The sequence below is a fragment of the Kosakonia sp. YIM B13588 genome (assembly GCF_042788165.1).
GTDB classification, from domain to species: domain Bacteria; phylum Pseudomonadota; class Gammaproteobacteria; order Enterobacterales; family Enterobacteriaceae; genus Kosakonia; species Kosakonia sacchari.
In genome coordinates this window covers 186,444-199,558 of the sequence record NZ_JBHZPO010000006.1, presented here as the reverse complement: position 1 = coordinate 199,558, position 13,115 = coordinate 186,444, and the positions used below count along the sequence as shown (strand labels likewise).

The 13,115-nt window shown below is 52.9% G+C and carries 11 protein-coding genes and 1 tRNA gene; 6 read left to right on the top strand and 6 right to left on the bottom strand.

Annotation, left to right across the window (positions count from 1 at the left end; genetic code table 11):
* Window position 1 precedes the first annotated feature (1 nt).
* Window positions 2–1,591 carry a microcin C ABC transporter ATP-binding protein YejF gene (yejF, locus tag ACFX4U_RS12915; RefSeq protein WP_313506643.1) on the top strand — a complete coding sequence of 530 codons (1,590 nt, stop codon included), beginning with the start codon at window positions 2–4 and terminating at the stop codon, window positions 1,589–1,591.
* Window position 1,592: 1 nt separating this feature from the next.
* Here the strand turns inward: yejF and ACFX4U_RS12910 are convergent, their stop codons facing one another.
* The 3 genes from ACFX4U_RS12910 to rsuA all read right to left on the bottom strand — a co-directional run bounded on the left by ACFX4U_RS12910 (window position 1,593) and on the right by rsuA (window position 4,188).
* On the bottom strand, window positions 1,593–1,937 hold the full coding sequence (locus tag ACFX4U_RS12910) for a YejG family protein (protein WP_017458545.1): 345 nt from the start codon (window positions 1,935–1,937) through the stop codon (window positions 1,593–1,595).
* Window positions 1,938–2,272: 335 nt separating this feature from the next.
* Complete coding sequence (locus ACFX4U_RS12905; RefSeq protein WP_305735492.1) at window positions 2,273–3,466, bottom strand: Bcr/CflA family multidrug efflux MFS transporter; 1,194 nt, start codon at window positions 3,464–3,466, stop codon at window positions 2,273–2,275.
* A 14-nt stretch (window positions 3,467–3,480) separates the two neighbouring features.
* On the bottom strand, window positions 3,481–4,188 hold the full coding sequence (rsuA, locus tag ACFX4U_RS12900; protein WP_313506642.1) for a 16S rRNA pseudouridine(516) synthase RsuA: 708 nt from the start codon (window positions 4,186–4,188) through the stop codon (window positions 3,481–3,483).
* Window positions 4,189–4,337: 149 nt separating this feature from the next.
* Between rsuA and ACFX4U_RS12895 the strand changes: the two genes are divergently transcribed.
* Entirely contained in the window at window positions 4,338–6,098 is a 1,761-nt protein-coding gene (locus ACFX4U_RS12895) for a DEAD/DEAH box helicase (protein ID WP_313506641.1), read from the top strand.
* A 123-nt stretch (window positions 6,099–6,221) separates the two neighbouring features.
* Window positions 6,222–6,506 carry a 50S ribosomal protein L25 gene (rplY, locus tag ACFX4U_RS12890; protein WP_305735489.1) on the top strand — a complete coding sequence of 95 codons (285 nt, stop codon included), beginning with the start codon at window positions 6,222–6,224 and terminating at the stop codon, window positions 6,504–6,506.
* 226 nt (window positions 6,507–6,732) lie between these two features.
* Here rplY and yejK read toward each other — a convergent pair whose 3' ends face one another.
* Window positions 6,733–7,740: a nucleoid-associated protein YejK gene (gene yejK / locus ACFX4U_RS12885; RefSeq protein ID WP_313506640.1), complete on the bottom strand. Its 1,008-nt coding sequence runs from the start codon at window positions 7,738–7,740 to the stop codon at window positions 6,733–6,735.
* Between the two features lie 133 nt (window positions 7,741–7,873).
* On the opposite strand from yejK, the gene ACFX4U_RS12880 reads away from it, so the two are divergent.
* The 3 genes from ACFX4U_RS12880 (at window position 7,874) to ACFX4U_RS12870 (ending at window position 10,033) form a co-directional block, all read left to right on the top strand.
* Window positions 7,874–8,101, top strand: a complete 228-nt coding sequence (locus ACFX4U_RS12880) for a YejL family protein (protein WP_017458551.1) — start codon at window positions 7,874–7,876, stop codon at window positions 8,099–8,101.
* Window positions 8,102–8,119: 18 nt separating this feature from the next.
* A complete protein-coding gene (gene yejM, locus ACFX4U_RS12875; protein WP_313506638.1) occupies window positions 8,120–9,880 on the top strand; it encodes an LPS biosynthesis-modulating metalloenzyme YejM in 1,761 nt (586 codons plus the stop codon).
* 76 nt (window positions 9,881–9,956) lie between these two features.
* Window positions 9,957–10,033, top strand: a tRNA-Pro gene (locus tag ACFX4U_RS12870).
* A gap of 117 nt (window positions 10,034–10,150) precedes the next feature.
* Here ACFX4U_RS12870 and ACFX4U_RS12865 read toward each other — a convergent pair.
* Together ACFX4U_RS12865 and mqo are read right to left on the bottom strand one after the other, a co-directional pair.
* A complete protein-coding gene (locus tag ACFX4U_RS12865) occupies window positions 10,151–11,107 on the bottom strand; it encodes a hypothetical protein (protein ID WP_313506637.1) in 957 nt (318 codons plus the stop codon).
* A 288-nt stretch (window positions 11,108–11,395) separates the two neighbouring features.
* On the bottom strand, window positions 11,396–13,051 hold the full coding sequence (mqo, locus tag ACFX4U_RS12860; protein WP_313506636.1) for a malate dehydrogenase (quinone): 1,656 nt from the start codon (window positions 13,049–13,051) through the stop codon (window positions 11,396–11,398).
* Between the last annotated feature and the right edge of the window lie 64 nt (window positions 13,052–13,115).

Genomic DNA, 13,115 nt, shown 5'->3' with positions numbered 1-13,115 from the left:
TATGGCGACTCCTCTGCTCTCTGTCGATGCGCTGAGTATTGCCTTTCGCCAGCGTGAAACGCTGCATCCTGTCGTCAATGACCTCTCCTTACGGATTGAGGCGGGCGAAACGCTGGCACTGGTGGGCGAATCCGGTTCCGGTAAAAGCGTTAGCGCGTTATCGATCCTGCGCCTGCTCCCTTCTCCGCCGGTGGTCTACCCTTCCGGCGATATTCTGTTTCATGGCGATTCGTTATTGCATGCCAGCGAAAGAACCTTGCGCGGCGTGCGTGGTAATAAAATCGCCATGATTTTCCAGGAGCCGATGGTCTCCCTGAACCCGCTGCATACGCTGGAAAAACAGCTCTATGAAGTGCTCTCGTTGCATCGCGGCATACGGCGTGAAGCGGCGCGGGCAGAAATTCTTGATTGTCTGGATCGCGTGGGCATCCGCAACGCCCGCGCGCGCCTGGGCGATTTCCCGCATCAGCTTTCCGGCGGCGAGCGCCAGCGCGTGATGATCGCCATGGCGCTGCTCACGCGTCCTGAACTGCTGATTGCCGATGAGCCGACGACCGCACTTGATGTCTCTGTACAGGCGCAAATTCTGACGTTATTGCGCGAACTGCGCGATGAGCTGAACATGGGGCTGCTGTTTATCACCCACGATTTAAGCATTGTGCGTAAGCTGGCGGACAATGTGGCGGTGATGCAAAACGGCCGCTGTGTCGAGCAAAACAGTGCACATAGCTTGTTCAGCGCACCGACGCATCCGTATACGCAAAAGCTGCTCAATAGCGAGCCCAGCGGCGAGCCCGTCGCCCTTCATCCCGATGCACAGCCCTTGTTGCGGGTCGAAAATCTCGCCGTTAGCTTCCCTGTTCGCAAAGGGATCTTTAAGCGCGTGGTGGATAACAACACGGTGGTGAAGGACATCAGCTTTACGTTGCGCCCCGGTGAAACGCTCGGCCTGGTGGGAGAATCCGGTTCGGGGAAAAGCACCACTGGCTTAGCGCTGCTGCGTCTGGTAGCCTCGCGCGGGACGATCCTGTTTGATAACAAACCGCTGCATCAATGGAACCGCAAGCAGATGCTGCCGGTGCGCCATCGCATTCAGGTGGTCTTTCAGGATCCGAACTCAGCCCTGAACCCAAGGCTGAACGTGCAGCAAATTATCGAAGAGGGGCTGCGAGTGCATCACCCGGAATTATCGCGTGAACAGCGCGAACAGCGTGTGATCGATGTGATGCGTGAAGTCGGACTGAATGCCGAAACGCGGCACCGCTTCCCCGGTGAGTTTTCCGGCGGCCAGCGTCAGCGTATCGCTATCGCCCGTGCGCTGATCCTCAAGCCTGAGCTGATTATTCTCGATGAACCGACATCGTCGCTGGACCGCACTGTGCAGGCGCAAATTCTCGCGCTGCTGAAATCATTGCAGGAAACCTACCGGCTGGCGTACATCTTCATCAGCCACGACCTGCAGGTTGTGCGCACATTGTGCCATCAAGTGATTGTGCTGAAAGAGGGTGAAGTAGTGGAACAAGGAGAGTGCCGACATGTATTTGATGCGCCTGCCCAGGCGTATACACGCCAGCTTCTGGCATTAAGCTAAATCAGAAAGGATTTTGTCCGGAGAAGGGTTCCGCGATGGCAACGCCGAAGTTTTTCAGGCGGCATGTCGCCGCGAACTCGTCCTCGCAGTTGACGAACAGACACGGTTCCCCTTCGCACTCAAGCACGGAGCAATTCACTTCGATATCGCTCAGCGCCTGGCTGAGTTTGTGCATGACAGGCCATGCGTTGTCGCCATCCGGGCTCAACAGTTTTAAGGCGACAAGCGTGTCGTCCGCTGACTGACCATTTTGCGGAATCGGTTCAACTTTGGCACCTGCAAAACCCTCTAACCAGCGATAGCACTGGGGCAGACGGTGGATGATGGAGAGCTGTAATGTATTCACGTTCTTTCCCCAGAAGTACTTTTACTTCACAAATATTTCACACTTATATTAACACATTATTGACAATTCATCCTGTCAACCACACAGAAATGAACGCATCCCGCGTGACGTGTTGGGTAGACGCTCATTTATCAGGATTTTATGGGTAAGCGACAGACCCGGTTTCGGGGTATATGTACCCGTTTCTGAGATCTAACTCAACCTTTTTCACTACAATGATGTGACTTTTTACACGAACGGATTTTACATAAAATAAACAAATGCGTGGAATGGTAAGTTGTTTCTGGTTGACATGTATCAAAAAAGGGAGCGTTTTTGCTCCCTGTTCAGGTAGGTTACGCCGGTTTTTTCGCCCGACTGGCGTAGAGATAGAAGAGAATCGAGCAGGTAGCGCAGAAGGTAATTGACCAAATCATCGGCCAGGCGGTGTTAAAGGTCGCCATCGATAGCAGCGCACCCACAATGGCGCCAATGCCAAAACGGAACGTCCCCGCCAGCGATGAGGCCGTGCCCGCCATATGCGGAAACTCATCCAGGATCACCGCCATCGCGTTTGAAGCCACCAGCGCAACGCAGCCGACAAACGCCGCAACGCCCAGCACCAGCGACCAGAAACCGACATCCATCAGTGCAGTCACCACCATCCACAACGCCATGGCAAATTGCACCCACAGCCCACTGCGGAACATGTTCAGTGCACCAACGCGGCGAACGATGCGACCATTAATCATTGTCGTCACAAACAGGAACACGATGTTCAGCGCAAAGTAGTAACCAAAGTCCTGCGGCGAGATATGGTTAATTTCGATATAGACAAACGGCCCGGCGCTGAGAAAAGAGAACATACCAGCAAAGCTGAAACCGCTCGCCAGCATATAGCTCAGCACGCGTTTATGGCGAAACAGCGACGCGAAGTTGCCAAGCGTGGTGCGAAAATGAAATTTTTGCCGTTTTTCAACCGGCAGCGTTTCGCGGATAAAAAAGACAATCATTGCCGAGACCAGCAATGCGGCAATCGCCAGGATCCAGAAAATAGCGTGCCAGTTGAACCACACCAAAACTGCACCACCAATCATCGGTGCCAGCAGCGGCGCAATAGTTGTCACCAGCATGACAAACGACATCATGCGGGAGAACTCCTCACGCGGATAGATATCGCGCATCAGCGCGTTAATCACCACGCTTGCCGCAGCCGCCGCAAGACCATGGAAAAAACGCATGGTAATCAACTGTTCGATGCTCTGCGCCAGCGCACAAGCAACCGCTGCGGCGGCAAAAACCAGCGTGCCGCCGAGAATAACCGGCTTACGTCCGATGCTGTCGGCCATCGGCCCGTATAACAACTGGCCGACCGCAAAACCCAGAATATAGGTGCTCAGCGTCATCTGAGCGCTGCCCGCCGGAACGCCAAACTGTTCGGCAATCACCGGCAACGCAGGCAGATACATATCGATGGATAACGGCATCAGCATGGCCAACAGGCCAAGAATAAACACAATGCTCAGTGATGAGTGTGGCCTGCGGGTCACGTAAATCTCCTGAATTAGCGGGGTGGCATGCCAACGCTGGCAATTTCGTCTTCGGTTAATGGCCGGTATTCGCCCGGTCCGAGATCCTCATCAAGCTCAATCGCACCAATGCGCTCGCGGTGCAGCCCCACGACATGATTGCCGACGGCGGCGAACATCCGTTTTACCTGGTGATAACGCCCTTCGCTGATGGTCAGACGTACCTGTGTCGGCGTGATAACTTCCAGCACCGCAGGCCTGGTGAGATCTTTTTCATTATGCAACTGTACGCCACGGGCAAACTGCTCAGCGGTGTCATCTGCCACCGGTGATTCAAGCGTTACCAGATAGGTTTTTTCGCAGTGATGGCGCGGCGAAGTGATGCGGTGCGACCATTGACCGTCGTCGGTCATCAATACCAGACCGGTGGTATCAATATCCAGGCGCCCTGCCGCATGCAGCTTATGCGCCACCGGCTCATCAAGGAAATAGAGTACCGTCGGGTGATCCGGATCGTCCGTCGAGCAGACGTAGCCTTCTGGTTTGTGCAGCATAAAGTAGCGCGGGCCATTTTGCTGAACGAGGGAATTGCCGTCGTATTCAACCTCGTGTTCGGGTTGCAGTTTAAAGGCGGTATCTCTGACGATCTCACCATTAACCGTAACGCGCTGGCCGCGGATTTCACGCCCGGCAATAGCGCGGCTGACGCCGAGTTGCTGAGCGATAAACTTATCAAGTCGCATGAAATTTTTTTGCCTGTATGGTGCTGGGTGCGGGCAATGCGCCCGAAAACAGAAATGAGTACCTGAACAGTATAACGAGCATCACAGACCGCTCAAAGGAAAGATTCGTGGCATACTGTGCAGCGTGAATGTGCAACCTCTGCGAGATAATGACTTTTACTTTACGCCCCTATCAACGCGAAGCGGTGGACGCCACCCTCGCCCACTTCCGTCAACATGCCGAACCTGCAGTCATTGTGCTGCCCACCGGTGCAGGAAAAAGCCTGGTTATCGCCGAACTGGCGCGGCTTGCGCGCGGGCGCGTATTGGTGCTGGCGCATGTTAAAGAGCTGGTGGCGCAAAACCACGCGAAGTATGTCGCGCTTGGGCTGGAGGCCGATATTTTCGCCGCCGGTCTTAAAAGCAAACAGAGCCACGGCAAAGTGGTGTTTGGCAGCGTCCAGTCCGTCGCGCGTAATCTGGCGCAGTTTCAGGGTGAGTTTTCCCTGCTGGTGGTCGATGAGTGCCACCGCATCAGCGACGACGATGACAGCCAATATCAGCAAATCCTCAGCCACTTGCGCGAAGTGAACCCTCACCTGCGTTTGCTAGGCCTGACGGCGACACCTTTTCGCCTCGGTAAAGGCTGGATTTACCGTTTTCACTATCATGGAATGGTGCGCGGTGATGAAAAAGCGCTGTTTCGCGACTGCATTTATGAACTGCCGCTGCGCTACATGATTAAACACGGTTACCTCACACCACCAGAACGGCTGGATATGCCGGTCGTGCAGTATGATTTCAGCCGTTTGCAGGCACAAAGTAATGGCCTTTTTAGCGAAGCGGATTTGAACCGCGAACTGAAAAAGCAGCAGCGCGTTACGCCGCACATTGTTAGCCAGATTGTCGAATTTGCGCAGACGCGCAAAGGGGCGATGATTTTTGCCGCCACCGTTGAACATGCACGCGAGATAACGGGCTTGTTACCTGCCAATGACGCAGCGCTAATTACTGGTGAAACCCCCGGTCCGCAGCGTGATGCCTTAATCGAAGCCTTCAAAAAGCAACAATTTCGCTTTCTGGTCAACGTAGCGGTGCTGACAACGGGCTTTGATGCGCCGCATGTGGATTTGATAGCCATTCTGCGCCCGACAGAATCCGTCAGCCTGTATCAGCAAATTGTCGGTCGCGGCCTGCGCCTCGCACCGGGAAAAACTGACTGTTTAATCCTTGACTACACGGGCAACCCGCACGATCTCTACGCCCCGGAAATCGGCGCGCCAAAAGGAAAAAGCGATAATGTGCCGGTGCAAGTGTTCTGCCCGGCATGCGGTTTTGCCAATACATTTTGGGGAAAAACCACCGCCGACGGTACGCTGATTGAACATTTCGGTCGCCGCTGCCAGGGCTGGCTGGAAGATGTTGACGGCCACCGCGAGCAATGCGATTTCCGTTTTCGCTTTAAAAACTGCCCGCAGTGCAATGCAGAAAATGATATTGCCGCCCGGCGCTGTCGCACCTGCGATACGGTGCTGGTCGACCCGGACGATATGCTAAAAGCGGCGCTGAAACTGAAGGATGCGCTGGTGCTGCGCTGCAGTGGCATGACGTTGCAACAGGGTACGGATGAAAAAGGCGAATGGCTGAAAATCACCTATTACGATGAAGATGGCGCGGATGTCAGTGAGCGCTTCCGTCTGCAAACCGCCGCGCAACGTACCGCCTTTGAGCAACTCTTTATTCGCCCACACACTCGCACGCCAGGCGTGCCGCTGCGCTGGATTGTCGCAGCAGATATCGTGGCGCAGCAGGCGTTATTACGCCCCCCTGATTTCGTCGTCGCGCGCATGAAAGGCCAGTACTGGCAAGTGCGGGAAAAAGTGTTCGATTATGAAGGCCGTTTCCGGCGGGCACATGAATTACGGGGATAAACGCGCTTTTGATTGATGTATCGAACATTCAGGGATAGAATACCGCCCGCTTTTGCATCCGCAAAGCCGATCATCTGCCTGTTGCTGGGTCGCCTGTAACAGGATTATTTAAGAGAGATTCAAATGTTTACTATTAACGCAGAAGTACGTAAAGAGCAGGGTAAGGGTGCGAGCCGCCGCCTGCGTATTGCTAACAAGTTCCCGGCTATCGTTTACGGTGGAACTGAAGCGCCAATCGCTATCGAACTGGATCACGACAAACTGTGGAACATGCAGGCGAAAGCTGAGTTCTACAGCGAAGTTCTGACCATCGCTGTTGATGGCAAAGAAGTAAAAGTGAAAGTTCAGGCTGTACAACGTCACCCGTACAAAGCCAAACTGAACCACATCGACTTCGTTCGCGCTTAATCGCCGACAAGTTGAAGAAACCCCGCTCCGGCGGGGTTTTTTTATGCCCGCTCGCTATCGATAAGCGGCTGGCCCGCCCATACGTGAATAATCCTCTTTCACTGCCAGCTCGCATTTAAGCTGGTTGAGCAATGTTCGCGCGCAGTAATGTGAAATCGATACCCGGGCTAACGGCTGCCGTGGGGCGTAAAGCAGACAACCTGCCCGCACGGGCAGGTTCAGAGGATCACTTCCCGCCGGACAAGCGGCGTTGCAGCTGGTCGCGCAGATTCGGCGGCGTACCTTTAATGGTCAGCGTATCGGTCGCCGGATCCCAGAAAATGCGCTCACCGAGTAGTAAAGCATCAAAATTGATGGTCAGGCCGCCACCGCTACCGGCATATTTGGTCAGTTGACGCAGCGTGCTGCGATCCGCCGGGAAGCTCTCTTCCAGCTCGTAGCCCTGACCTACGGTGAACTCCTCGAAACTGACTTCGCTCACGCCTGCCAGTTCTTTGGAGAGCGAGGCCAGTTCAATCTCTTCGCCCGCCTGCAACTGCTCGTTACAGTAGGTGTAAACCTGCTGGCGCACCGTCTGGCGTTCTGATTTGTCCAGCTCCGCCTGGGCGGTAAAATCGTCCACCGCTTGCAACAACCCGCGGTTCTGCGCTTTGGCGTTCAGCCCTTCGCTAGCCCCGAGGAAATCCATAAAGAAATCGGCGACTTTTCGCCCTACCCGGCCTTTAAGAAATGTCAGGTAGCGCGTCGACTCCGGATTGGTTTCCCACTCCGTGAGATCGATACGCGCGACGATATCCGCATGATTAATATCCAGATAGTGTGTAGAGCTGATATCCAGATGTTCATTAACACGCATGCTGCTTAAGTTGTTCAGCACCGCGATCAGCAGATATTCCACCGCCAGGTAGCGGTAGTGGCAGAAAAGCACAATACCGCCATCAGCGAACGGATATTTTGCCAGTTCATCACGTAAGCGCCCGGTTGCCGCACGGCTGAAGGCCAGAAACTCTTCTTCACCCTGGCGCTGAAGACGCAGCGCTTGTGCCAGCTCGCTCTCATCGTTAAACAGGCCATAGGCTTTATTTTTCGCACTGTAAACCCGGTGTAATTCAGCGACCATCTCTTCAACAGGCGCGGTGGGTTCCAGCAAAGAATCGCGCAGCACCAGTTCGAGGGTTTGCTCATCACGTTTGATAAGCTGGTGCAGGGCAATCTGGTTGATGTCCAGACTCATGATAAACTCTCCTTTTAGACCGGCGGTATTCAACCACCACCAACGCGACTGTGCAACTGCTGATAAAAAAGCAGAAAAAAAGCTGTTGCTACGGTAATATGTTGCCCTTTCATGAACAGACTGATTTCGATTTATGCCACAAATCTCCCGCTACAGTGATGAACACGTTGAAAAGCTTCTGAGTGAGCTGGCTAACGTACTGGAAAAACACAAAGCACCGACCGATCTATCCCTGATGGTGTTGGGCAATATGGTGACGAACCTGATTAACACCAGCGTCGCCCCCGCACAGCGTCAGGCTATCGCGAAGTCTTTCGCGCAGGCGTTACAATCGTCCATCGGCGACGACCAGGCGCATTAAGGGAAATATCGACAGTTTATGGTGACCAATCGTCAGCGCTACCGTGAAAAAGTCTCCCAGATGGTAAGCTGGGGGCACTGGTTCGCGTTGTTCAACATTCTGTTGTCCATCGTGCTCGGTAGCCGTTATCTGTTTGTTGCCGACTGGCCGACCACCCTCTCCGGGCGTATTTACTCCTATCTGAGCGTGGTCGGGCATTTTAGTTTTTTGGTGTTCGCCACCTATCTGCTGGTGCTGTTTCCACTGACATTTATTGTGATGTCCCAGCGGCTGATGCGCGTGCTGTCCGCACTGCTGGCAACCGCCGGCATGACGCTGTTGCTGATCGACAGCGAAGTCTTTACCCGGTTTCACCTGCATCTCAACCCGATCGTCTGGGAACTGGTCATAAACCCGGACCAGAACGAAACCGCGCGCGACTGGCAATTAATGTTTATCAGCGTACCGGTGATCCTGCTGATTGAGATGTTGTTTGCGACCTGGAGCTGGCAGAAACTGCGCAGCCTTACCCGGCGTCGCCATTTCGCCAAACCGTTGGCCGCTTTTTTCTTCGTCGCCTTTGTTGCCACCCATGTGATGTACATTTGGGCCGACGCCAATTTCTATCGCCCAATTACCATGCAGCGGGCGAATCTGCCGCTCTCCTACCCGATGACCGCGCGTCGTTTTCTGGAAAAACATGGGCTACTGGATGCGCAGGATTACCAGCGTCGCCTTGTTGAGCAAGGCAACCCGGAAGCGGTATCGGTACAGTATCCGCTAAGTGATTTGCGTTACCAGGATATGGGTTCCGGCCAAAACGTATTGCTGATTACCGTCGACGGTCTCAACTATTCACGTTATGAGAAACAGATGCCGCAGCTGGCGAGTTTCGCCCAGCAAAACGTCACGTTTACGCAACATATGAGTTCTGGCAATAGCGCTGACGGCGGCTATTTCGGCCTGTTTTATGGCATATCGCCAAGTTATATGGATGGCGTGCTGTCGGCGCGTATTCCGGCGGCGCTTATTACCGCCTTTAACCAGCAGGGTTATCAACTGGGGCTGTTCTCTTCAGACGGTTTCAGCAGCCCGCTCTATCGCCAGGCGCTGCTGTCTGATTTTTCTCTGCCCGCGGCAAAAGTGCAGAGCGATGAGCAAACCGCCGACCAGTGGATTAGCTGGCTCGGGCATTATGCACAGGAAGATAACCGCTGGTTCTCGTGGATTTCGCTAAACGGCACAGCGTCTGTTGATATGACGCAGCCAGGCTTTGCCCGTAAATATGGCCGGGCGGCGGCCAATGTCGACGATCAAATTGCCCGCGTGCTGGATGCCCTGCGCGCCTCCGGTAAGCTTGATGATACGGTGGTGATTATTACCGCCGGACACGGCGTTCCGGAAAGCAAAGAAGATAACCATTTTGACTGGTCACGCAGCCGGTTGCATGTACCGTTGGTTGTGCATTGGCCGGGGACGCCGGCGCAACGCGTTGGCAAATTAACTGATCATAAAGACATTATGGCCACGCTGATGCAACGACTGTTGCATGTCAGCACGCCAGCAAGCGAGTATTCGCAAGGTCAGGATCTGTTTACCGCCACGCGCCGTCATAACTGGGTAACCGCTGCCGATAGCGACGTGCTGGCGATTACCACGCCGGAATTGACGCTGGTGCTGAATCAGAATGGGAATTACCAGACCTGGAATGTGCAGGGTGAGAAAATTCGCGATCAGAAACCACAACTCAGTTTGCTGCTGCAGGTTCTGACGGATGAAAAACGTTTTATCGCTAACTGATTGATTAATTATGAATCACTCAGCCTGCCCTTAGCTTGCAATCAGCCATGAAAAGGGTACTATTAGCGCCACATGTCGGCACGTAGCGCAGCCTGGTAGCGCACTGTCATGGGGTGTCAGGGGTCGGAGGTTCAAATCCTCTCGTGCCGACCAAAAAACCTCAAGAAAACCAACCCATTGTGGTTGGTTTTTTTATGCCTGCGATTTGCCTAAGGTAAAACAAAGGTAAAATGAAGGTAAAACATGTGGCTTGTTACTAAAAGCAGGCTATTACGAAGCGTCAACCACCGTGCAATTGACAACACTCCCGCCCTGATAGGTCAGTTTGAATTTTTGTCCGACTCCTGGAATGGATTTATCCGGCAAGGAGAGCGAATAGCCATCAGGTAGAATGCGCGTTGACTCTTCAACCAAAAAATTATTGATATCCACTTTCCATTGCGGGCTAAATATATTACCGCGAGCATTCACGCAATCCGCTTTTAAATTATATATTCCTTTGCGCCCATATGAGCCTTGCGCGGTAAGTTTGCTATCCGCGGAATTGTCATCGAATTGATCAAATATATTCGCTTTCTTATTCTGGTTACTATCTTGCGGCTGCTCTGTTTTACGTTTAGCCGTGGGTTTAGCCGCCGAGATTTGGATCTGTTTTTGAAGCGCAGCTATCTTTTCATCTTTATTGTCTAGTTGTAAGCGCAACGCATCGATACTCTCATTCATTGAATTATTCGCAGCAGCACCGCCAAAAACATAACCACCAACAGAGGCTACTCCTGTTAATAAAATCAGGGTCTTTACCCAATCGCGCAAGTCGCTCAGCTTTTCGCCTTGCCGTTTTATGGTTTCCTGCGCCGCAGTCGCAGCCGGGCCCAATACGTTTAAATGTGCCTCGTGTTCTTGCGAGATACGGTGCCATTTTATAGCAAGTTCCTTGGCTTCACGCAGATCAGCATAATTGCCTCCGCCTTTTCTGGCAGCTTCTAACTCACGCTCCAGGCGCGAGGTGGCATGGCGCATACTTTCACATGTTTGTTGCAAATCAGCATATTCAGATCTCAGTAATTCCAGCTCGGCATTCCGTTCATCTTTCGAGGCCAAAAAGTCTTTCGGATTCAGTCCCTCTTTCTGCATGCTATTGGCAGCCATTTTAAGTGCCTGTGCCGCTTCATTTGCGCTGGAGTTATTCAGTGCTGAACTGATCAGCTTATTTATTTTAGAGGCCATTATGTTTACCTATAGAACAATCCTGTTCATATTTATCGCACCATCTTGAAAGACTGGCGATTCTAACAGGAAAACGCCACGACTTAAGCCATATATCAGGAATATCTGAACCGTTAATTTTTATTTCTCGTTGAAATTATTTAGGATCAATATTAATTATACTGAAAAGTAATTGCAGACTTAAAACGATTAACTACTTCCTTCACGTGAAATACAAACAAAATTAATCTGCCTTGTGCATAAAAAAATCCCGGCAATGTAGCCGGGATTTTCATTTTACAAAAGCAATTACAGCGCAATATCCGCAACCTGCTCGCCGTCGTTGTGCGGCTGTGTTGTCGGTTTTTGCACTGGCGGCGTGATATCTGCCACCAGCGACTCGTCGCATTTCAGGCCGAGGATCTCGCTGGTGTAGCGCAGTTCCTGGTCAGCGGCTTCAATGTTGCCATTCAGCTCGGTGCCGAAAGAAGGAATGATCTCTTTCAGTTTTGCCTGCCAGGCATCAGAAGCGAAACGCTCAGCAAACACTTTTTCCATCAACTCCAGCATGATTGGCGCTGCGGTCGAGGCGCCTGGTGACGCGCCAAGCAGCGCGGCAATGGTGCCTTCTTTATCGCTCACAACTTCGGTTCCGAGACGTAAAACACCGCCCTTGCCCGTTTCGCGTTTGATGATCTGCACACGCTGACCCGCCTGCCACAAACGCCAGTCCTCTTTCTGCGCCAGCGGATAGTACTCACGCAGCGCGTCGAAGCGGTCGTCCTCATTTTGCAGCACCTGGTTAACCAGATATTTCACCAGGCTGAAGTTGGTCATCCCCACGGTCAGCATTGGCAGAATATTCGACGAGTTAGTCGAACGCAGCAGATCCCACAGAGAACCATTTTTCAGAAAACGCGTCGAAAACGTAGCGAATGGCCCAAACAACAGCACGCGTTTACCATCGATAATGCGCGTATCAATATGCGGTACCGACATAGGAGGCGCACCCACGGTCGCCTGGCCGTAGACTTTTGCCAGATGGTGGTTGACCACCGCTGGGTTTTCCGCAACCAGGAATTGCCCGCCAACCGGGAATCCCGCATAGTCTGCCGCTTCCGGAATACCAGATGCCTGCAACAACTTCAGCGCTGCGCCACCGGCACCAATAAAAATAAACTTCGCCTTGATGACCTGTTCCGCGCCGCTTTGCAGGTTATGCAGCGTCACATTCCAGCTGTTGTCGGCATTGCGTTTGAGGCCGCGCACTTCCGTGCCCAGTTGCAAAGCGAAGTTCTCTTTTTTCTGCAATGAACCAATCATCTGACGCGTCAGTTCGCCAAAGTTCACATCGGTGCCGATTTCGGTACGCGTGGCGGCAATTTTTTGCCCGGCATCACGCCCTTCCATCACCAGCGGCGCCCACTGTTTGATCTGTTCGGCATCTTCGGAATAGCGCATACCGCGGAACAGGGAACACTGCTGCAACGCTTTGTAGCGCGCACGCAGGAAGTTCACGTTATCATCGCCCCAGACGAGGCTCATATGCGGCACGGTATTGATAAATGAACGCGGTTCGCGCAAAACACCGGTTTTCACTTGATGCGCCCAGAACTGGCGAGAAATGCGAAATGCTTCGTTGATTTCAATCGCTTTTTTAATACTGACAGAGCCGTCCGCGCTGCGTGGGGTGTAATTCAGTTCCATTAAGGCGGCATGCCCGGTTCCGGCATTATTCCAGCCGTTCGAGCTCTCTTCCGCCAGGGCATCCAGCCGTTCCACCATGGTAATCGACCAGGTGGGTTCGAGATCCTGCAACCAGGTTCCCAACGTGGCGCTCATGATCCCACCACCGATTAAAAGCACATCTGTTTCCTGCTCTTTCGATGCGGACGTTTTTGCTGCTTTTGAGACAGCATTAAGCCCGACAGCCATCGAAAACAGCCTGGCAGTCATTTTTTTCATGATGATATTGCCTTACTTTTAGTGCTGCTTTATTCGCATTTATTGAGGGTAAAGTAGTTAGCAT